General features: G+C 64.9%; 17 protein-coding genes and 1 pseudogene. 13 read left to right on the top strand and 5 right to left on the bottom strand.

The window, feature by feature from the left end; all coding sequences use genetic code 11:
* The 3 genes and pseudogenes from MKI86_RS07335 to MKI86_RS07345 form a co-directional block, all read left to right on the top strand.
* A pseudogene (locus MKI86_RS07335) lies at window positions 1-945 on the top strand (DUF2793 domain-containing protein); the annotation flags it as partial.
* A gap of 73 nt (window positions 946-1,018) precedes the next feature.
* Window positions 1,019-1,477, top strand: coding sequence for a YbaK/EbsC family protein (locus MKI86_RS07340; protein ID WP_241599320.1), 459 nt, complete (start codon window positions 1,019-1,021; stop codon window positions 1,475-1,477).
* Between the two features lie 262 nt (window positions 1,478-1,739).
* Entirely contained in the window at window positions 1,740-3,032 is a 1,293-nt protein-coding gene (locus tag MKI86_RS07345; protein ID WP_241599322.1) for an NCS2 family permease, read from the top strand.
* Between the two features lie 70 nt (window positions 3,033-3,102).
* On the opposite strand, the gene MKI86_RS07350 is transcribed toward MKI86_RS07345, so the two are convergent.
* Complete coding sequence (locus MKI86_RS07350; protein WP_241599324.1) at window positions 3,103-3,588, bottom strand: ureidoglycolate lyase; 486 nt, start codon at window positions 3,586-3,588, stop codon at window positions 3,103-3,105.
* A gap of 110 nt (window positions 3,589-3,698) precedes the next feature.
* Window positions 3,699-5,117: an allantoinase PuuE gene (puuE, locus tag MKI86_RS07355; protein ID WP_241599325.1), complete on the bottom strand. Its 1,419-nt coding sequence runs from the start codon at window positions 5,115-5,117 to the stop codon at window positions 3,699-3,701.
* 156 nt (window positions 5,118-5,273) lie between these two features.
* Between puuE and uraH the strand changes: the two genes are divergently transcribed.
* Genes uraH through xdhC form a run of 4 tightly spaced genes read left to right on the top strand, consistent with a single transcriptional unit; the run spans window position 5,274 to window position 10,373 of the window.
* A complete protein-coding gene (gene uraH, locus MKI86_RS07360; protein ID WP_241599328.1) occupies window positions 5,274-5,639 on the top strand; it encodes a hydroxyisourate hydrolase in 366 nt (121 codons plus the stop codon).
* A 4-nt stretch (window positions 5,640-5,643) separates the two neighbouring features.
* A complete protein-coding gene (xdhA, locus tag MKI86_RS07365; RefSeq protein ID WP_241599332.1) occupies window positions 5,644-7,128 on the top strand; it encodes a xanthine dehydrogenase small subunit in 1,485 nt (494 codons plus the stop codon).
* 4 nt (window positions 7,129-7,132) lie between these two features.
* Window positions 7,133-9,487, top strand: coding sequence for a xanthine dehydrogenase molybdopterin binding subunit (gene xdhB / locus MKI86_RS07370; protein WP_241599334.1), 2,355 nt, complete (start codon window positions 7,133-7,135; stop codon window positions 9,485-9,487).
* A gap of 4 nt (window positions 9,488-9,491) precedes the next feature.
* Window positions 9,492-10,373, top strand: coding sequence for a xanthine dehydrogenase accessory protein XdhC (gene xdhC / locus MKI86_RS07375; protein ID WP_241599337.1), 882 nt, complete (start codon window positions 9,492-9,494; stop codon window positions 10,371-10,373).
* Here xdhC and MKI86_RS07380 read toward each other — a convergent pair.
* Entirely contained in the window at window positions 10,313-11,257 is a 945-nt protein-coding gene (locus tag MKI86_RS07380; RefSeq protein ID WP_241599340.1) for a LysR family transcriptional regulator, read from the bottom strand. The two genes, xdhC and MKI86_RS07380, sit on opposite strands and share 61 nt — an antisense overlap.
* 140 nt (window positions 11,258-11,397) lie before the next feature.
* On the opposite strand from MKI86_RS07380, the gene MKI86_RS07385 reads away from it, so the two are divergent.
* Together MKI86_RS07385 and guaD are read left to right on the top strand one after the other, a co-directional pair.
* A complete protein-coding gene (locus MKI86_RS07385) occupies window positions 11,398-12,639 on the top strand; it encodes a urate hydroxylase PuuD (protein ID WP_241599343.1) in 1,242 nt (413 codons plus the stop codon).
* Window positions 12,636-13,979, top strand: coding sequence for a guanine deaminase (guaD, locus tag MKI86_RS07390; RefSeq protein WP_241599345.1), 1,344 nt, complete (start codon window positions 12,636-12,638; stop codon window positions 13,977-13,979). The genes MKI86_RS07385 and guaD overlap by 4 nt, the downstream gene beginning before the upstream one ends.
* Here the strand turns inward: guaD and MKI86_RS07395 are convergent, their stop codons facing one another.
* Together MKI86_RS07395 and bhcR are read right to left on the bottom strand one after the other, a co-directional pair.
* Window positions 13,980-14,273 carry a hypothetical protein gene (locus MKI86_RS07395; protein ID WP_241599348.1) on the bottom strand — a complete coding sequence of 98 codons (294 nt, stop codon included), beginning with the start codon at window positions 14,271-14,273 and terminating at the stop codon, window positions 13,980-13,982.
* Between the two features lie 52 nt (window positions 14,274-14,325).
* Window positions 14,326-15,153, bottom strand: coding sequence for an HTH-type transcriptional regulator BhcR (bhcR, locus tag MKI86_RS07400; protein ID WP_241599350.1), 828 nt, complete (start codon window positions 15,151-15,153; stop codon window positions 14,326-14,328).
* 162 nt (window positions 15,154-15,315) lie between these two features.
* Between bhcR and gcl the strand changes: the two genes are divergently transcribed.
* The 4 genes from gcl to MKI86_RS07420 all read left to right on the top strand — a co-directional run bounded on the left by gcl (window position 15,316) and on the right by MKI86_RS07420 (window position 20,376).
* The gene (gene gcl / locus MKI86_RS07405) at window positions 15,316-17,103 is read left to right on the top strand and encodes a glyoxylate carboligase (RefSeq protein WP_241599352.1); all 1,788 of its coding nucleotides are present in this window, start codon (window positions 15,316-15,318) and stop codon (window positions 17,101-17,103) included.
* 33 nt (window positions 17,104-17,136) lie between these two features.
* Complete coding sequence (gene hyi / locus MKI86_RS07410; RefSeq protein ID WP_241599360.1) at window positions 17,137-17,916, top strand: hydroxypyruvate isomerase; 780 nt, start codon at window positions 17,137-17,139, stop codon at window positions 17,914-17,916.
* Between the two features lie 33 nt (window positions 17,917-17,949).
* Entirely contained in the window at window positions 17,950-18,834 is an 885-nt protein-coding gene (locus MKI86_RS07415) for a 2-hydroxy-3-oxopropionate reductase (protein WP_241599362.1), read from the top strand.
* Between the two features lie 273 nt (window positions 18,835-19,107).
* Window positions 19,108-20,376, top strand: coding sequence for a glycerate kinase type-2 family protein (locus tag MKI86_RS07420; protein WP_241599363.1), 1,269 nt, complete (start codon window positions 19,108-19,110; stop codon window positions 20,374-20,376).
* Window positions 20,377-20,378 lie beyond the last annotated feature (2 nt).

Here is a 20,378-nt window from a genome sequence, read left to right on the forward strand (position 1 = left end):
ATCAACAAAGCCGCAACCGCCCACACCGCATCACTCCTCTACCAAACAGCATGGTCCGCAAGAGCAGAATTGGGACTAACTGGCAACGACGCCTTCAGCATCAAGGTCAGCCCGGACGGCGTCACCTTCCGTGAGGCGATCGTCATCAATCCCGCAACCGGCAAGCCAGCATTCCCCTATGGTGCGCAGGGGTTGCGCGAGCAGCTTTCGGCGGACCGCACCTACCATGTCGCGCCCGCCGGCAGCGACGGCAATGACGGCCTGTCGACCGGCGCGCCTTTCGCCACGCTGCAGAAGGCGATCGACACTGCGCTGGCGCTCGACTGCGCGCGCCATGACGTCACGATCCAGCTGGCGGTCGGTACGCATGCGGGGGCGAGCATCGCCCGGCCGCTTGTCGGCGGCGGCCGGCTGACGATCCGGGGCAACGAGACGACGCCCGCGTCCGTCGTGCTGTCGGGCGGACTGACCTTCTCCAATAGTGTCCATGCCAAGGTCTCGGGCCTTAGGATCGCCATCACCACGGACCTCATCCATGCGCTTTCTGTGGGCAACGGCGTGACGCTACGCATCGGCAAGATGGAGTTCGGCGCCGTCGGCGCCAATGCCGACCACATCTTCTGCGACAATCCCTGCAAGATCCTTCTGGAGGACAATTACACGATCACCGGCGGCGCGCGGCGTCACATGAATATCGGCGGCGGCGGTTCTCTCTCGGGTGCCGGGCGCACCTTCACGCTGACGGGCACGCCCGCCTTCACCCAGTTCGCCGCCACGAGCCATTGCGGCACGATCGCGCTGTCGAGCGCCGCCGTCGTCGGCAGCGCCACGGGCAGCCGCTACATTGCCGACACCAACGGGGTGATCAACACCTTCGGCAAGGCCGCGACCTTCCTGCCGGGATCGACCGCCGGGACGAATCCTTCGGGCGGCATTTATGCCTGAGCGCGAAACATAGCCTGCACTGTAACCCGGCGGCCTCTTGCCTTGAGGCCGCCGGGCTGGCTATGAATTGGCCATGTCACTCGAATCCGTCCGCGCCTTCTTCGCCGAAAAAGCCCCCGATATCGCCGTCATCGTCACCGAGCAGAGTTCGGCGACCGTGGCGCTCGCCGCAGCGGCGCATGGCGTCGAGCCGGCGCAGATCGCCAAGACGATATGTGCGCGGGTCGGCGAAGACATCGTGCTGATCGTCGCGGCGGGAACGGCGCGGCTCTCGAACAGGAAATTCAAGGACCACTTCGCCGCCAAGCCGCGCATGCTGGATGCCGAGCAGGTGGTGGCGGCGACGTCCCATCCGGTGGGCGGCGTGTGCCCCTTCGGCCTGCCGACGGATCTGCCCGTCTACTGCGACCGGTCGCTCAGCGACTTTGCGGAGGTGGTGCCGGCCGCCGGCGCCACCAATGCGGCGGTGCGCATCGCACCGGAGCGCATGGCCGCACTCGTCAACGCCGAATGGGTCGACGTCTGCGAGTGAAACGGCGCGTCCTGCCGGTAGGCCGTGAAAGAGTTTCGCTCAAATCCGGGGAAATCGCCGGCTAGCGCCAAGGCGCGGGACATCGCAATATGACAAAATCGTGATCCTGGTGACCGCCTTCGGCCGGACGCCGTTCACGGGCGCGGAATTTTCGCGCGCCCATGCTGCGCTGTTGCGCGAGATGGGCTGGAGCCGGGGTGCTGGAGGAGCTTGACCCGGAAATGTTCTTACGGTGACGCCAGGGGCGTCAGGGGGAAACAGCATGTTTGAGAAGTTTTTCAAACTGAACGAGCACGGCACGACCGTGCGCACAGAGGTGATCGCGGGTCTGACGACCTTCCTCACCATGTCCTATATCATCTTCGTCAACCCGGACATCCTGTCGACCACGGGCATGGACAGGGATGCCGTCTTCGTCGCGACCTGTCTGGCGGCCGCTCTCGGCTCCATGGTCATGGCGCTCGTCGCCAACTGGCCGATCGGCATGGCGCCCGGCATGGGGCTCAACGCCTTTTTCGCCTTCACGGTGGTCGCGGTACTGGGCTTCACCTGGCAGCAGGCGCTCGGTGCGGTCTTCATCTCCGGCATCATCTTTGTCATCCTGACAGTAACAGGCGTGCGCAGCTGGCTGATCGCCGGCATTCCGCATTCGCTGCGCAGCGCCATCGCCGCCGGTATCGGCCTCTTCCTCGGCATCATCGCGCTGAAGAGCTCCGGCATCGTGGTGGACAATCCCGCGACGCTGGTCGGCCTCGGCGACCTCAAGCAGACCGGCCCGCTGCTGGCGATCTTCGGCTTCTTCGTCATCGCCGTGCTGGATGCGCTGCGCGTCAAGGGCGCCATCCTCATCGGCATCCTGGCGGTGACCGTGCTGTCCTGGATCTTCGGCGTCAGCGAGTTCCGCGGCGTCGTCTCGGCTCCGCCGTCGATCATGCCGACCTTCCTGCAGCTCGATATCATGGGCGCCCTGCATGGCGGCCTGCTGCATGTCATCCTCGTCTTCGTGCTCGTCGAGGTGTTCGATGCCACGGGCACGCTGATCGGCGTTGCCAAGCGCGCCAATCTCATCCAGGAGGGCAAGCCGAACCGTCTCGGCCGCGCGCTGCTCGCCGACAGCACGGCGATCGTCGCCGGCTCGATGATCGGCACGAGCAGCACCACCGCCTATGTCGAAAGCGCCTCGGGCGTGCAGGCCGGTGGCCGCACGGGCCTGACCGCCTTTGTAGTCGCCATCCTGTTCCTCGCCGCCCTCTTCATCTCGCCGCTCGCCGGCTCTGTGCCGACCTACGCGACGGCACCGGCGCTGCTTTACGTCGCCGGCCTGATGATGCGTGAACTGACTGAGGTGGAATGGGAAGACCTGACGGAAGCGGCACCCGCCGCGCTCACCGCGCTCGTCATGCCCTTCACCTATTCTATCGCCAACGGTCTTGCTTTCGGCTTCATCAGCTATGCGGTGCTGAAGCTCTTCACCGGCAAGTGGCGGCAGATCCATCCGGCAACGGCCATCGTCGCCGTGCTCTTCATCATCCGCTTCGCCTTCTTCGCGGAGTAGGCGAACAACCAAAACGAAAAAGGGCCGCGTCGATGACGCGGCCCTTTTTCGTTTCCGGTTGTCCCTGATCTCAGCGGATCAGGAACGGTTCGTCGTAGAAATGCTCCTCCAGGTTCACGCCCTCACCGCCGCGGTCGATGACGGCAAAGTCGGAGATCGCGTCGAGCGGCGTCAGGATGCCGTGCCAGACATTGCGGCCGATATTGACGCCCTGCCCGGGCGCCGTGCGGAAGGCGATGGGATCGGCTGGGCCGTCTGCGGTTTCGTGTGCGACCACCACGAGGAAGGACGCATCGCCGAGCGGGATGAAGGCCTGGCTGCCGAGCGGATGGCGCTCGACCATGGTCAGTTCCAAAGGCAGCGGATAGGGTTCGCCGCGCAGCAGGCTGATCATCGGGCGGGCCTTTTCGCCCGTCGTCTCGATGTAAGCGAGGTCGTGGTAGCGCGTGCACATGCCCGCATTGATGGGGAACTGGTGCGCGCCCTGTTGCTCGATGACCTGCCCGAAGGGCGCGAAGGCCTCACGGGTCAGCGGCTGGATATCGATGGTCTTCATGTTTCCTCCCACGGCGCAATGGCCAGATGCGGACGGGCACGATTGCCGTCCGGATGTGATGGCGACGGGGTGGGGAGGTGCCCCGTCGCCCTATGGATACCAGACCTTTGTCAGCCTGGCAGCAGGGCTTTCAACCGCAGCAGCGCGATCCGCTCGACCTGCTTGCAGGCGGTGGCGAGTTCGGTGTCGCGGTCGTTGGCAATGCGCTTTTCGAAGGCAGCGAGAATGCTCGCCTTGGTGTTATCGCGCACGGCGATGATGAAGGGGAAGCCGAACTTCGCGACATAGGCATCGTTGAGCGCGGTGAAGCGGTCGCGCTCGGCGTCGGTCAGGGCATCCAGCCCGGCGGAGGCCTGTTCCTCGGTCGAGCTTGCCGTCAGCCGCTTTGCCTGCGCCAGCTTGCCGGCGAGATCGGGATGCGCGACGAGCACGCCCAGCCGTTCCTCGTCGCTCGCGGCGCGAAACTGGAAGGTGAGGGCTGCGGCAAGGCCGATGGCCGTATCGTTGGCCGGCGAAAGTTCACCGGCAAAGGCGCGGCGCGCGATCCACGGCGAATGCTCGAAAATATCGCCGAAGCGCGCCACGAAGGCCGCCTCGTCCATGCGCGACGGACGCTCGGCCGCGGGCTGCGGCGGATGGGTCCTCGCCCAGTGCTCGGCGATATCCACGCGCCGCGCGATCCAGACCTTCTCGTGGCTCTGCACGTAGTCGATGAAGTGGGCGAGCGCCATCACGCGGCCGGGGCGACCGATCAGGCGGCAATGCAGGCCGATCGACATCATCTTCGGGCTGCCGGCCGTGCCCTCGGCATAGAGCGCGTCGAAACTGTCCTTGAGATAGCTGAAGAACTGGTCGCCGCTGTTGAAGCCCTGCGGTGTTGCAAACCGCATGTCGTTGGCATCGAGCGTATAGGGAATGATGAGCTGCTGGCGGCCGCCGTGCTCGTACCAGTAAGGCAGGTCGTCGGTATAGGTGTCGGAGATATAGTCGAAGCCGCCGGTCTCGGTGACGAGGTCGACGGTATTGACCGAACAGCGGCCGGTATACCAGCCGCGCGGCCGCTCGCCGGTGACGAGCGTGTGCAGGCGGATCGCCTCGGCGATGGCCTGCCTCTCCTCGTCGGCCGGCATGTCCTTGTGCTCGACCCATTTCAGGCCGTGCGAGGCGATTTCCCAGCCGGCCTCGAGCATAGCGGCGACCTGGGCCGGCGACCGTTGCAGCGCGGTTGCCACGCCGTAGACCGTGACGGGCACGGCCTTTTCCGTCAACAGCCGGTGCAGGCGCCAGAAGCCGGCGCGCGCGCCGTATTCGTAAATGGATTCCATGTTCCAGTGGCGCTGGCCGGCCCATTGCGCCGCGCCGACGATCTCCGAAAGGAAGGCTTCGGACGCCGCATCGCCATGCAGCACGCAGTTCTCGCCGCCCTCCTCGTAGTTCAGTACGAACTGCACGGCGATGCGGGCGCCGTCAGGCCATTGGGCTGCCGGCGGGGTCTCGCCATAGCCATGCATGTCGCGGCAATATCGCATGAACGCTCCTCCAACGTTGGTATGGCGCATGTCTAGCCGAAAACCGCGCGCGTAATTTCCCCGGAAAATTTGAAAGTCTCGAACGATCTCGCTGCTTTTCAGCGGATTGGGGCTGACAGATAGTGAATGCAGGCGCATTGTGTTCGGGAGGGTAACATGCAGTCTCATCGCCAAGGAGCCGGGCGGCTCACGACCCATGTTCTGGACACGGCGCGCGGCAGGCCGGCAGAGGGCCTGCGCATTGATCTCTATCGGGTAGACGGCGACGCATTCCACCTGATCGCCACGACGAAAACCAATGACGACGGGCGTTGCGATGCGCCCTTGCTTGCGGGCGAAACGATGAAGGCCGGCACCTACGAACTGCGCTTCCATGCCGGCGATTATCTGGGCCGCAGCGCGGAAGGGCCGCTTTTCCTCGATATCATCCCGATCCGCTTCGGGCTTGCCGACGAGGACGCGCATTACCATGTCCCTCTTCTCGTCTCGCCTTTCAGCTATTCCACCTATCGCGGGAGCTAGAGCCATGACAGCCGCAACGATCCGCTCCGAACTGCGCTTCGTCCTCAACGGGCAGGATGTGACGCTGCGGGATGTCGCGCCCGACCAGACGTTGCTGGACTGGTTGCGCGTCTCGCGCCTGCTCAAGGGCACCAAGGAAGGCTGTGCGGAAGGCGACTGCGGCGCCTGTACCGTGCTCATCGGCCGGCTGACCCCGGCGGGCAGCCTCGTTTATGAGGGCGTCAATGCCTGCATCCGCTTCATGGGCTCGCTTGACGGCTGTCACGTCGTGACGGTGGAGCATGTCGCCGCCCGCGACGGCACGCTGCATCCCGTGCAGCAGGCCATGGTGGATTACCACGGCTCGCAATGCGGCTTCTGCACGCCGGGCTTCGTCATGTCGCTCTACGCGCTGTGGATGGAGGCGCCGAACCCCAGCGACCAGCAGATCGAGACGGCGCTGCAAGGCAATCTCTGTCGCTGCACGGGCTACGAGCCGATCCTGCGCGCTGCCCGCGCCATTTCCAGCTATGGCGGCACGGACAAGGACCCGCTGCTTGCCGAGCGCGCTGCGATGATCGAACGGCTCAAGGCGCTGAAGGACGGCGCGCGCGTCGAGATGGGCACCGGCAGGAACCGCTTCGTGGTGCCGGCAAACCTTGACGATTTCGCGGCTCTGCTGGCGGCCGAGCCCACCGCGACCGTGGTCGCCGGTTCCACCGATGTCGGCCTGTGGGTGACGAAACAGATGCGCGACATCACGCCCGTCGTCTTCATTGCAGGGCTTGACGAACTCAAGTCGATCGCGGTGCAGGACGGCACGGTGTCCATCGGCGCTGGCGTCACCTACAGCGAGGCCTTCGAGACGCTGTCCGCGCAGATCCCGGCACTCGGCCCGCTGATTGCCCGCATCGGCGGCCAGCAGGTGCGCAATATGGGCACGATCGGCGGCAACATCGCCAATGGCTCGCCGATCGGCGACACGCCGCCCGCACTGATCGCGCTCGCCGCCACGCTGACCTTGCGCAAGGGCGCGGAGCGGCGCACCATTCGCCTCGAAGATTACTTCATCGCCTATGGCAAACAGGACCGTCAGCCGGGCGAATTCGTCGAGGCCGTGCATGTGCCCGTGCCGAAGGCGGCGGAGCGCTTCGCCGTCTACAAGGTGACCAAGCGGCGCGACGAGGACATCACGGCCACGCTCGGGGCTTTCCGGCTTTCGCTCGCCGCCGATGGCTCGGTCGAGGATATCTGCATCGCCTATGGCGGCATGGCGGCGACGCCGAAGCGCGCCTTTGCCGTGGAAAAGGCGCTGATCGGCCAGCCGTGGAACGAGGCCACCGTGGAGGCAGCCATGGCGAAATATGCCGAGGACTACCAGCCGCTGACCGACATGCGCGCCACGGCCGAATACCGCGCGCTGGTCGCAAGGAACCTGCTGATGCGGTTCTTCCTGGAAACGACATCCGCCGCGGCGCCCGCCCAGGTGTCCAGATACGAGGCTGCGTGAGGCCATGAACAAGCACACCCCCGACCTCAAGGCCGAGAAGATCGACGGCGGCGTTCATGCCAGCGTACGTCACGATTCCGCGCACAAGCACGTCGCCGGCAGTGCCGTCTATATCGACGATATCACCGAGCCCGCCGGCACGCTGCATGCCGGGCTTGGCCTTTCCACCGTCGCGCATGGCGCAATCCGGTCGATCGATCTTTCGGCCGTGCGCGCCGCGCCCGGCGTCGTCGACGTGTTGACCCATGCTGACATTCCCGGCGAAAACGACATCTCGCCGTCGGGCATGCATGACGATCCCGTGCTTGCCGCCGGCAAGGTGCAGTTCCATGGCCAGCCGGTGTTCTGCGTGATCGCTAAGACGCGCGAACAGGCCCGCCGCGCCGCGCGCCTCGCGAAAATCGACTATGAGGAAATGCCTGCCGATATCGATATCTGGGATCTCGATGCCGCGACCCGTCCGCAGGTCTTCCCGCCGCTGACGCTGAAGCGCGGCGAGGCGGCCAGCGCGCTCGAAAGCGCCCCGCGCCGCATCAAGGGCCGCATGCGGCTCGGCGGGCAGGATCATTTCTACCTCGAGGGACAGGTGTCGCTGGCGGTGCCCGGCGAGGACGACGAGGTTCTGGTTTACTGTTCGACGCAGGGGCCGAGCGAGACGCAGCACATGGTCGCCCATGCGATGGGCGTGCCGAGCCATGCCGTGACCATCGAGGTGCGCCGCATGGGTGGTGGCTTCGGTGGCAAGGAAACGCAGGCGAACCAGTGCGCGGCGCTCGCCGCCATCGCCGCCAAGCGCCTGAACCGCGCAGTGAAGCTCCGGCTCGACCGCGACGAGGACATGGTGGCGACCGGCAAGCGGCACGACTTCGCCATCGATTACGATATCGGCTTCGACGATGAAGGCCGCATCCACGCCGTCGATTATACTTTTGCACTCAGAGCCGGCTTTTCGGCCGATCTTTCCGGGCCGGTTGGCGACCGCGCGCTGTTTCACTGCGACAACGCCTATTTCTTCCCGCATGTGCACGCAAAGACCGCGCTGCTGCGCACCAACACCGTCTCCAACACCGCGTTCCGCGGCTTTGGTGGCCCGCAGGGCATGGTGGGCGCCGAGCGCGTCATCGACGAGATCGCCTTTGCAACTGGCAAGGATCCGCTGGACATCCGCAAGCTGAATTTCTACGACGCGATGGGCGTCGAAGGGGAACGCAACCTCACGCCTTATCACCAGAAAGTTGGGGACTGCATCATCCAGCGCATCGTCGCGGAGCTGGAGGAAAGCGCCGATTATGCCGGTCGCCGCAAGGCGATTGCCGACTTCAATGCCGGGAGCCGCATCGTCAAGCGCGGCATCGCGCTGACGCCGGTCAAGTTCGGCATATCCTTCACCAAGACGGAATCCAACCAGGCCGGCGCGCTGGTGCATGTCTATACGGACGGCTCCGTGCACATGAACCACGGCGGCACGGAAATGGGCCAGGGCCTGCACCTGAAGGTGGCGCAGGTGGTGGCCGAGGAGTTCCAGATCGATCTCGACCGGGTGAAGATCACGGCGACGACCACGGCCAAGGTGCCGAACACCTCGCCGACGGCGGCTTCTTCGGGCGCGGACTTGAACGGCATGGCCGCGCAGGACGCAGCGCGCCAGATCAAGAACCGGCTGATAGACTTCGCCGCCGAAAGCCATCAGGTGCCGCGCGACCAGGTGGTGTTCCTGCCCAACCGGGTGCGCATCGGCAATTCGGAAATGGCCTTCAACGATCTGGTGAGGAAGGCCTATGTGGCCCGCGTCCAGCTCTCGGCCGCCGGCTTCTACAAAACGCCGAAGATCCACTGGGACCGCTCTAAGGGGCGCGGCCACGCCTTCTATTATTATGCCTATGGCGCGGCCTGCTCGGAGGTCTCCGTCGACATGCTGACCGGCGAATATGTCGTCGAGCGCACCGATATCCTGCACGATGCGGGCCGTTCGCTGAACCGGACCATCGATATCGGCCAGGTGGAGGGCGGCTTCATCCAGGGCATGGGCTGGCTGACGACGGAGGAATTGTGGTGGGATGGCAAGGGCCGGCTGCGCACGCATGCGCCTTCCACCTATAAGATCCCGCTCGCCTCCGACCGCCCGAAGATCTTCAACGTCGCGCTGACGGACTGGTCGGAGGCCTATGAGCCAACGATCCACCGCTCGAAGGCGGTGGGCGAGCCGCCGCTGCCGCTCGGCCTTTCCGTGTTGCATGCGCTGTCGGATGCCGTGGCAAGCGTCGCCGACCACTCGATCTGCCCGCGCCTCGATGCGCCAGCAACGCCTGAGCGCGTACTGATGGCCATCGAGCGCCTCAGGGCCGAAAAGCGGGGCTAGGGCAATGTCCGGCGCGCGCGAAGATATCCGCGATTTCCTGCGCCGCGTGCCGGCCGCCGTGCTGGTCGAGGTGACGGGCGCGGCGGGCTCGACGCCGCGCGACACCGACGCCTGGATGCTGGTGTCGGAACGGGCGATCTTCGCCACCATCGGCGGCGGCCAACTCGAATATATGGCGATCGATCAGGCTCGCCGGGCGCTGCGCTCGGGCCTGGCCGCCGAGCCGATGACCGTGCCGCTCGGGCCTGACATCGGCCAGTGCTGCGGTGGGCGCGTCGGCCTGTCCTTTGCAGCCGTCACGCCTGATATCGCAGCGCGGCTGATCGCGAAAAGCGACAGCGAGATGGCGTCGCGCCCGCATGTCTACGTCTTTGGTGCCGGCCATGTCGGCGATGCGCTGGCTATGGCGCTGTCGCTTGCGCCGCTGCGCGTCGTGCTGGTGGATACGCGCGAGGATGCGCTGGAGGCCTCGACCGTTCCGCGCATCGAGACCTGCCTGACGCCCATGCCGGAAGCCCTGGTGCGCGATGCGCCTGATGGCAGCAGCTTCGTCGTCCTCACCCACGACCACGCGCTGGATTTCCTGATCGCCGCCGAGGCGCTGAAACGGCCTGACGCCGCCTATGTCGGCATGATCGGATCGAAAACCAAGCGCGCCACCTTCCGCAACTGGCTGTCGCGCGAAAGCGCAAACCCCGCCCTGATCGAAAACCTCGTCTGCCCCATCGGCGGCGCCACGGTGAAGGACAAGCGCCCCACCGTCATCGCCACACTGGCCGCCGCAGAAATCCTGACGGCGGCGCTGGCGTGGCGGGCGGGAAACCTTCAGTCCGCCGGAGAGGCGCCAGCCGGCTCATCATCGAGCAGCTTGCCGATCAGACGCTGACAGCGTTCGGCCATGAAGTCGATCATCAGGCGGACCTTGGGGTCCTGGAAGCGCTTGTGCGGATAGATGGCTGCGAGCTGGGCGGAGGCGGGCGGGGCGTCCTTGAGGATCTCCACAAGGCGGCCCTCCGAAAGATGCGCCTTCACTTCGAACAGCGGCTTGTTGATGATGCCGCGGCCCTCCAGCGCCCATTGGGTCAGCACGTCGCCGTCGTCGCTGTCATAGGGGCCGGCCACCTCGAACTTGCGCGGGCCCTCGGCCGTCACCAGCGTCCAGTAATATTCCTTCGATCCGGGATAGCGCAGCAGAAGACAGTCATGCTTGTCGGAAATCAGCGCATCGGCGTTGGTGGGCGTGCCGCGGCGCGCCAGGTATTCGGGCGCCGCGCACAGCACGCGCTCGCATTTGAGGATGCCGCGCATACGCAGATTGGAATCCTCGAGCACGCCGAGCTTGAAGGCGATATCGACGCCTTCGGCGAGGATATCGACATTGTGGTCGGACAGGCGCAGGCGCACCTCGATATCGGGATACTGGTCGTGGAATTCGGGAATGCCCGATGCGATAAGGCGCCGGCCGATGCCGAGCGGCGCGGTGATCCTGAGCGAGCCCTTCGGGTTGCGCGACAGGTCGGCAATGGCGCCTTCCGCCTCGTTCACCGCCTCGATGATCTTGACCGCACCATCGTAGAAGACGCGGCCATGCTCGGTGGGCGATAGCTTGCGCGTCGTGCGGTTGAACAGCCGCACGCCGAGATGGCGCTCCAGTTCCTTGATGCGATTGCTGGCGACGGCCGGGGTCACGCGCTGGTCGCGCCCTGCTGCCGAGAGCGTACCGAGTTCGACCACGCGAACGAAGACGCGCACATTATCGAGATAGGACATGCGTCTTTCTACCACATCGCCGTGTAGAGCAAAGAGCCGTCCATCTTATAGATTTTTTTGAAAGTGTTCGGGACTTCCCGGGATTTCAGCGAAAATCACTTGATGGCACACAAGCCGGTGAAGATCGGGAGGAGGCCCCCATGTACGAATACGCCATCGCCTGGGACTGGCTGATGTTCGCCGTCCGCTGGCTGCATGTCATCACCGCCATCGCCTGGATCGGCTCGTCGTTCTACTTCGTCGCGCTCGATCTCGGCCTGAAGAAGCATCCCGCGCTGCCGCCGGGCGCGCATGGCGAGGAGTGGCAGGTGCATGGCGGCGGCTTCTACCACATCCAGAAATACCTGGTGGCGCCGGCCAACATGCCCGAGCACCTCGTCTGGTTCAAATGGGAGAGCTACGTCACCTGGCTTTCCGGCTTCGGCATGCTCTGTCTGGTCTATTATGCCGGGGCGGATCTCTATCTGATCGATCCGGCCGTGCTGGACGTTTCCAAGCCCGTGGCCATCGCCATCTCGCTCGCCTCGCTCGGCATTGGCTGGATCCTCTACGATCTCATCTGCAAATCGCCCTTCGGCAACGACAACACGCGGCTGATGGTGGCGCTTTATTTCATCCTCGTCTTCGTGGCCTGGGGCTACACACAGCTCTTCACCGGCCGCGCCGCGCTGCTGCATCTCGGCGCCTTCACGGCCACGATCATGTCGGCCAACGTGTTCTTCATCATCATTCCCAACCAGAAGATCGTCGTCGCCGACCTCATCGCCGGCCGCACGCCCGATCCGAAATATGGCAAGATCGCCAAGCAGCGCTCCACGCACAATAACTACCTGACGCTGCCCGTGCTCTTCCTGATGCTGTCGAACCATTATCCGCTGGCCTTCGGCACGCAATTCAACTGGATCATCGCCTCGCTGGTCTTCCTTATGGGCGTCACCATCCGCCACTATTTCAACACCCGCCATGCCGACGCCGGCAACCCGACCTGGACCTGGCTGGTCACCGCGCTTCTCTTCGTCGCCATCATGTGGCTGTCGACGGTGCCGAAGGTGCTGACGGGCGAGGCTGAGAACGCAAAGGTCTCGGCCGCCCAGCAGCCCTTCGTGACGGCGGAGGCCTTCCCGAAAGTGCGCGATACCGTGCTCGGTCGCTGCGCCATGTGCCACGCGAAGGAGCCGGGCTGGGAAGGCATGGTCGCGCCGCCCAAGGGCGTGGTGCTGGAGACCGACGGCGAGATCGCCGCCCATGCCCGCGAAATCTACCTGCAGGCCGGCCGCTCGCATGCCATGCCGCCCGCCAACGTGACCCAAGTGTCCGACGAGGAGCGCCGCCTGTTCGTCGCCTGGTACGAAAGCGCTGTGAACGGGGAGAAAACGCAATGACCGAACGTCTCATTCGTGGCCGCGTGCTGAGCTTCGTGGCCGAACCGCAGGGCATAGACGACACCGCCTCCTATCGCTACTTCGAGGACGGTGCCGTTCTCGTGCGCGACGGCCGGATCGTCGAGACCGGCGACTATGCGGATGTGCGCCGCCGCGCCGGTGCCGATGTCGAGATATGCGACCACCGGCCGAACCTCGTCCTGCCGGGCCTCATCGACACACATCTGCATTTCCCGCAAACGCAGGCTATTGCCTCCTACGGCGCGCAGCTTCTCGAATGGCTGAACACCTATATCTTCGTCGAGGAGCAGAAATTCGCCGAGGCCGCCCATGCCGGCGCGGTGGCGGATCGCTTCATGGACGAACTTCTGGCCAATGGCACGACGACGGCTGTCGCCTATTGCTCGGTGCATCCCGAAAGCGTCGACGCCTATTTCACGGCGGCCGAGGCGCGCGGCATGCGCATGATCGGCGGCAAGGTGATGATGGATCGCAACGCGCCGGATGCGCTGCGCGACACGCCGCAGCAGGGTTATGACGAGACGGCGGCGCTGATTGGGAAATGGCATGGCCGCGGCCGCGCTCGCTATGCCATCAGCCCGCGCTTTGCCATTACCTCGACGCCGGCGCAGATGGAGATGAGCCAGGCGCTCGTTACCGAAAATCCGACCTGTTACGTCCAGACCCATCTTTCGGAAAACAACGACGAGATCGCGTTTGCCACCTCACTCTATCCGGACGCGAAGGACTATACGGACATCTATGCGCGCTATGGTCTGCTCAACGAGCGCATGCTGCTCGGCCATTGCATCCATCTGAGCGACCGGGAGATCGGCGTCCTGGCGGAAACGCGCAGCGTCGCCGTCTTCTGTCCCACGTCGAACCTTTTCCTCGGTTCGGGGCTCTTCGACCGCGACCGCTTCGACAAGGCGGGTGCCCGCTGGTCGGTGGCGACCGATGTCGGCGCCGGCACCAGCTTCTCCATGCTGGAAACGATGGACGAGGCCTACAAGGTGCTGCATCTCAACGGCCAGAAGCTGACCCCGTTCAGTTCCTTCTACCGCATGACGCTGGGCAATGCCCGTGCGCTCGGGCTGGAAAAGGAGATCGGCACCCTCGACGCAGGGACCGAGGCCGATATCGTCGTGCTCGATTCCCGCGCCAAATCGGCGATGGAATACCGCATGCGCACGGCGAAATCGTTGCTTGAGGAACTGTTCATTCTGCAAACGATGGGCGACGACCGCTGCGTTGCGGAGGTCTACGTCGCGGGCAAGCCGATGAAGGGGCGCAGCCTGAAGCGAGAGGCGGCGACGGGCCGCCAGCTTGAGAACGCCTGATTACTTGACGGTGAAGATGCCGTTGGCGCCGCCGTGTCCCGTATAAGAGACGGCGGCCGAGCCGTCGGGGTTGATGCTCAGCGAGATCGTCACCCCGTGCCCCTTGGCCTCGTAGTAGTTGTCGTTGAAGGCGTGCAGCTTGGCTTCCTTGCCGTTGATGTAGATCGGCCCGCCCTCGTCCGCATGCACCTCGATGTTTCCGGGACAGGTGGCATTGACGAGCGGGACTTTCGCCAGCGCCGGGCCGACGGCGATGACAATGGCGGTGGCGATGGCAAGACGGGCACGGGTCATCGTAGTATCCTCTCTTATCCGGTCCTGCAGACTGACGTGTGAGCTGCCGGAGTCAAGCGCGCCGGGAACGCCCGCCCATGGCCTTTGTCAGGCTTGCCGCCGCTGCCATGACGACCGGGCCGAAGGCTTCGATCTTGCTGTCGGGCAGGCGAACGGCCGGGCCGGAGACGGAGATGCCGGCGACGGCCTCGCCATATTCGTCGAAGATGGGCGCGGCCACGCAGCGCATGCCGAGCGTATGCTCCTCGTCATCGATCGACCAGCCGCGTGTGCGGATCGCCGCGATATCGTCCAGCAGCGTCGGGATCGTGTCGCGGGTCTTTTCCGTGAAATGCTGCAGCGTGCGGCCGGCTAGCAGCGCCTCGATGCGGGCATCCGGCCAGGTCGACAGGATCGCCTTGCCGATGCCCGAGGCATGGATCGGCCCGCGCCGGCCCGGCCGGAAAAAGGCGCGCATCGGCGCATGGCTTTCCACCTGAGAGATGAACACCACGTCGCCATCGTCCTCGATGGCGATATTGGCTGTTTCGCCGCAACCTTCCATCAGCTGTTTCAAAAACGGTCGGCTGATCGTGCCGAGCTTGCGGAAGCGCAGATAGGCGGTACCGATCTCGAAGGCCTTTACGCCGATTGTCCAGGCGCCGGTCTCCGCGTCATGGGCGACCATGCCATGCTGGGCAAGTGAGGTCAGCAGCCGGTGCACGGTCGAAGGCGCCATGCCGGACTGGTCGGCAAGGTCGCTGAGGCCGGCGCCGTCTGCCTGCGCGACGAGGTCGAGCAGCTTCAGGCTCCTGTCCAGCACCTGCACGGAGGAGGGCGCCGAATCCGCCGCCGGTTTGCGACCGGGGCGTCCCCGCGTCTTCTCCTGATGCTCCGCCATGCGCTTTTCTCCTGTCACCGCCGTCATGACATAGCCGCCCCGGATCGATTGTTCCAGATTTGTTGAAAATGTTTATTTCCACATAATGGGATTGATTTCCATTTTATGATTGCGCACCGCCCGGGATGCGATACCTTTGTCATCAGAGACGGAGGAAATCCCATGGCGAAAATGCGAGCTGTCGATGCAGCGGTGCTGGTTCTGGAGAAGGAAGGCATCGATTGTGCCTTCGGCGTTCCCGGTGCCGCGATCAATCCCTTCTATGCGGCGCTGAAGGCGCGGGGCTCCGTGCGCCACATCCTTGCCCGGCATGTCGAGGGCGCAAGCCACATGGCCGAGGGCTATACACGGGCCCGCGCCGGCAATATCGGTCTGTGCATTGGCACGTCGGGGCCGGCCGGTACCGATATGATCACCGGCCTATATTCGGCGTCTGCCGATTCGATCCCGATCCTCTGCATCACCGGCCAGGCACCGCGCGCCCGCCTCGACAAGGAGGATTTCCAGGCGGTGGATATCGCCAAGATCGCGGCTCCCGTCACCAAATGGGCCGTCACGGTCATGGAGCCGGGGCTTGTTCCCTATGTCTTCCAGAAGGCGTTCCACACCATGCGGTCGGGCCGTCCCGGTCCGGTTCTGATCGACCTGCCGATCGACGTGCAGCTTGCCGAAATCGAATTCGATATCGATGCCTATGCGCCGCTCGAGCCCTACAGGCCGGCGGCGACGCGCGCCCAGGCGGAAAAGGCGCTCGCCATGCTGAACGCGGCCGAGCGGCCGCTGATCGTGGCGGGCGGCGGCATCATCAATGCGGATGCCTCGGACCTGCTGGTGGAATTCGCCGAAATCGTCGGCGTCCCCGTCATCCCGACCCTGATGGGCTGGGGCGTCATCCCGGACGATCATCGCCTGATGGCCGGCATGTGCGGCCTGCAGACCTCGCATCGCTACGGCAATGCCACGCTGCTCGCGTCCGACTTCGTGCTCGGCATCGGCAACCGCTGGGCCAACCGCCACACCGGCAACATCGCAACCTATACGGAAGGCCGGACATTCGTGCATGTCGATATCGAGCCGACCCAGATCGGCCGTGTCTTCACGCCGGATTTCGGCATCGTCTCGGATGCGGGTGCCGCGCTGAAGGTCCTGCTCGACGTCGCCACCGAATGGAAGGTCGCCGGCAAGCTGCGCGACTGGTCTGCCTGGGGTGACGAATGCCGCGAGCGCAAGCGCACCATGCTGCGCAAGACGCATTTCAACCAGACCCCGCTCAAGCCGCAGCGTGTCTACGAGGAGATGAACAAGGCTTTCGACCGCGACACCTGCTACGTCTCGACCATCGGCCTTTCCCAGATCGCCGGCGCGCAGTTCCTGCATGTCTACAAGCCGCGCAACTGGATCAATTGCGGCCAGGCCGGCCCGCTCGGCTGGACGCTGCCGGCAGCACTCGGCGTGCGAGCGGCCGATCCCGACCGCCCCATCGTCGCGCTGTCGGGCGACTACGATTTCCAGTTCCTGATCGAGGAACTGGCCGTCGGCGCCCAGCACAAGCTGCCCTATCTGCATGTGGTCGTGAACAATTCCTATCTGGGACTGATCCGCCAGTCCCAGCGCGGCTTCAACATGGATTTCGAGGTGTCGCTCGCCTTCGACAACATCAATGCGACGGCTGATTCGGAAGCCGGCTATGGGGTCGATCACGTCGCGGTCGCCGAAGGCCTCGGCTGCAAGGCGCTGAGGGTGCGCAGCCCGAACGAATTCCAGGAGGCGTTCGCCACCGCGCAGCGGCTGATGAAAGAGCATCAGGTGCCCGTCGTTATCGAGTTCATCCTCGAGCGCGTCACCAATATCGCCATGGGCGCCGACATCAATGCCGTGGTCGAGTTCGAGGAACTGGCCGAACGCGGCGAGGATGCGCCCACGGCGACACTTGCGGCCCTTCTGGATTAAGAGTGGGTCGGATTGAATTCGGGAGACAATGACATGCCGAAATTTGCGGCCAACCTGACCATGCTGTTCAACGAAGTGCCCTTCATGGAGCGCTTCGCGCTTGCCGCCAAGGCCGGCTTTGAGGCGGTGGAATATCTCTTCCCCTACGATTTCGACCGTGAGGCGCTGCGTGCCGCGCTAGATCTGCACGGCCTGACGCAGGTGCTTCACAACCTGCCGGCCGGCAACTGGGCCGGCGGCGAGCGCGGCATTGCCGTGCTGCCCGACCGTATCGATGAATTCCGGCGCGGCGTTGCGACCGCCATCGAATACGCCACGGCGCTGGGCTGCAAGCAGGTCAACTGCCTGTCCGGTATTGCGCCGGTCGGCGTGTCCGACGATGTGCTGCGCAACACGTTCGTTTCGAACCTGAGGCTCGCGGCGGATGAATTCGAGAAACACGGAATCCGGCTTCTGATCGAGCCGATCAACCGGTTCGATATTCCGGGCTTCTACCTCAACACCCCGGATCAGGCCGCCTCCTTCATCGCCGAAGTCGGTTCGGACAACCTGTTCATCCAGTACGACCTCTACCACCAGCAGCGCACCGAGGGAGAGCTGATCGGCACGTTCCGGAAGCATCAGGCGAAGATCGCCCATATCCAGCTGGCCGACAATCCGGGCCGTAACGAGCCGGGCACCGGCGAAATCGCCTGGCCCTTCGTGTTCCGCACGCTGGATGCGCTGGGCTACGATGGCTGGATCGGTTGCGAATACAAACCGCGCACCACCACCGCAGAAGGCCTCGGCTGGCTGACGGATATCGGCCGCTGAGCCGGCAAAGAGTTTCAGGATCGGGAGTAAATCATGGCAAATATCGGTTTCATCGGCCTCGGCATCATGGGCACGCCCATGGCGCGCCATCTTCAGGATGCCGGGCATACGGTCGTCACGTCGCGGCACTCGGTGGCGCCACGCCAGGAGCTGGTCGATAACGGCCTTGAGGTCGTCGACAGCCCGAAAGTGCTGGCCGAAAGCGTCGATACGATCATCCTGATGTTGCCCGACACGCCGGAAGTGAAGGACGTGCTGTTCGGCGAAAACGGCGTGGCATTCGGCCTCTCCGCCGGCAAGCTCGTCATCGACATGAGCTCTATCTCACCGATCGAGACGAAGGAATTTGCAAAAAAGGTCCGTGAGACGGGCGCGGAATATATCGATGCGCCGGTCTCCGGCGGTGAGGTCGGCGCGCGCAACGCCTCGCTCTCCATCATGGCGGGCGGATCGCAGGCAAGTTTCGACCGGGCGCTGCCGCTGTTGCAGCTGATGGGCAAGAATATCACGCTGGTCGGCGATTGCGGCGACGGGCAGGTGACCAAGGTCGCCAACCAGATCATCGTGGCGCTGACCATCGAGGCCGTCGCCGAGGCGCTGGTCTTCGCCTCCAAGGCCGGTGCCGATCCGGCCCGCGTGCGTGCTGCGTTGATGGGTGGCTTCGCCTCTTCTCGCATTCTGGAAGTGCATGGCGAGCGCATGGTCAAGCGCACCTTCGATCCTGGCTTCCGTATCGCGCTGCACCAGAAGGATCTCAATCTCGCGCTGCAGGGCGCCAGGGCGCTTGGCGTATCGCTGCCCAACACGGCGGCCACGCAGGAGCTGTTCAACCAGTGCGCCGCGCACGGCGATGCCGGTCTTGATCACTCAGGTCTCGTCACGGCGCTTGAGCGCATGGCGAACCACGCCGTCGCCTGACGACGGCCTGGCCGGGCGGGGAGGGGAGCCCCGCCCGGCACCCTTTCCACCCGGTAGAGCCATCGTATGGGCATGAGGTATGGTCGGGCGTTTCCACCCTCTCCCCCAAGGAGGAAAGGGGAAGGTGGCGTGCTTCCGATTTTATACGCGACGGCCCGTTTGCCAGAGAACCATACCCTCCGCCCGGCCGCGTCGTTGCCATCCGCGAGGCGACGCCGGCTTGCGGATGAGGGGTTATGTTTTATAAGAGCAGCGCAGACCCGGAGGAGCCAGATGCCCGTAATCGCAGACCCGCGTGCCTTTCTCGAAGAGCTGTTCTCCGTCGCGGTCGCTGCCGCTGATCCCGAGAAGGTGCTGGCGGCCAATCTGCCGGAAAAGCCGAAGGGCCGCACGGTGGTGATCGGCGCCGGCAAGGGCGCCGCACAGATGGCGCGTGCCTTCGAGCGTCTGTGGGATGCGCCGCTGACCGGCGTCGTCGTCACGCGCTACGGATACGCCGTCGCCTGCGAGCGCATCGAGGTCCTGGAGGCCGCCCATCCCGTGCCGGACGAGAGCGGGCTGACCGCCTCCGGCCGGCTGATGGCCGCTGTGCGCGATCTGACCGCCGACGATCTCGTGGTCGCGCTGATCTGCGGCGGTGGCTCGGCGTTGCTGCCGGCGCCGGCTGGCGACCTGACGCTGGCCGACGAGATCGCCGTCAACAAGGCGCTGCTTGCCTCCGGCGCGCCGATCAGCGCCATGAACGCCGTGCGCAAGCAGGTCTCGCGCATCAAGGGCGGCCGGCTGGCCGAACTGGCCCACCCCGCCCGCGTCGTCTCGCTCGTCGTGTCGGATATTCCGGGCGACAACCCCGCCCTCGTGGCCTCCGGCCCCACCATTGCCGACGAGACCACCCGCGCCGATGCGCTGCGCCTCATCGAACGCTACCGCCTCGATCTGCCCGATGTCGTGATGCGCCATATCGAGGCTGGCCAGGATGAGCCCCCGCTGCCGGGCGATGCCTGCTTTGCCCGCAACGAAGTGAAGCTGGTGGCGTCTGCCGCCGTCTCGCTGGAAGCCGCGGCGGATGCCGCCCGTAAGGCCGGCGTCGAGGCTGTCATCCTGTCCGATGCCATCGAGGGCGAAGCGGCCGAGGTGGGCCGCGTGCATGCCGCCATCGCCGCCGAGGTGGTGCGCCGCGACCGGCCGTTCCACAAACCCGTCGTCGTCCTGTCGGGCGGTGAGACAACGGTGACGATCAAGGGCAAGGGCAAGGGCGGCCGCAACGGCGAATTCCTGCTCTCCTTCGCCTGCGCGACGGATGGTCTGAAAGGCCTCTCCGCTCTTGCCGCCGATACGGATGGCATCGACGGTTCCGAAGACAATGCCGGTGCTTTTGCCGACGGCACCACGGTTGCGCGCCTTGCCGACAAGGGCAAGGACGCCGCTGAATTCCTGGCGCGCAACGACAGCTGGACCGCCTTCGACGCGCTCGGTGATCTCTTCGTGCCCGGTCCGACCGGCACGAATGTCAACGACTTCCGCGCCATCCTCATCCAGTAGGC

The sequence above is a fragment of the Shinella sedimenti genome (genome assembly GCF_022601905.1).
Taxonomy (GTDB): Bacteria; Pseudomonadota; Alphaproteobacteria; order Rhizobiales; family Rhizobiaceae; genus Shinella; species Shinella sedimenti.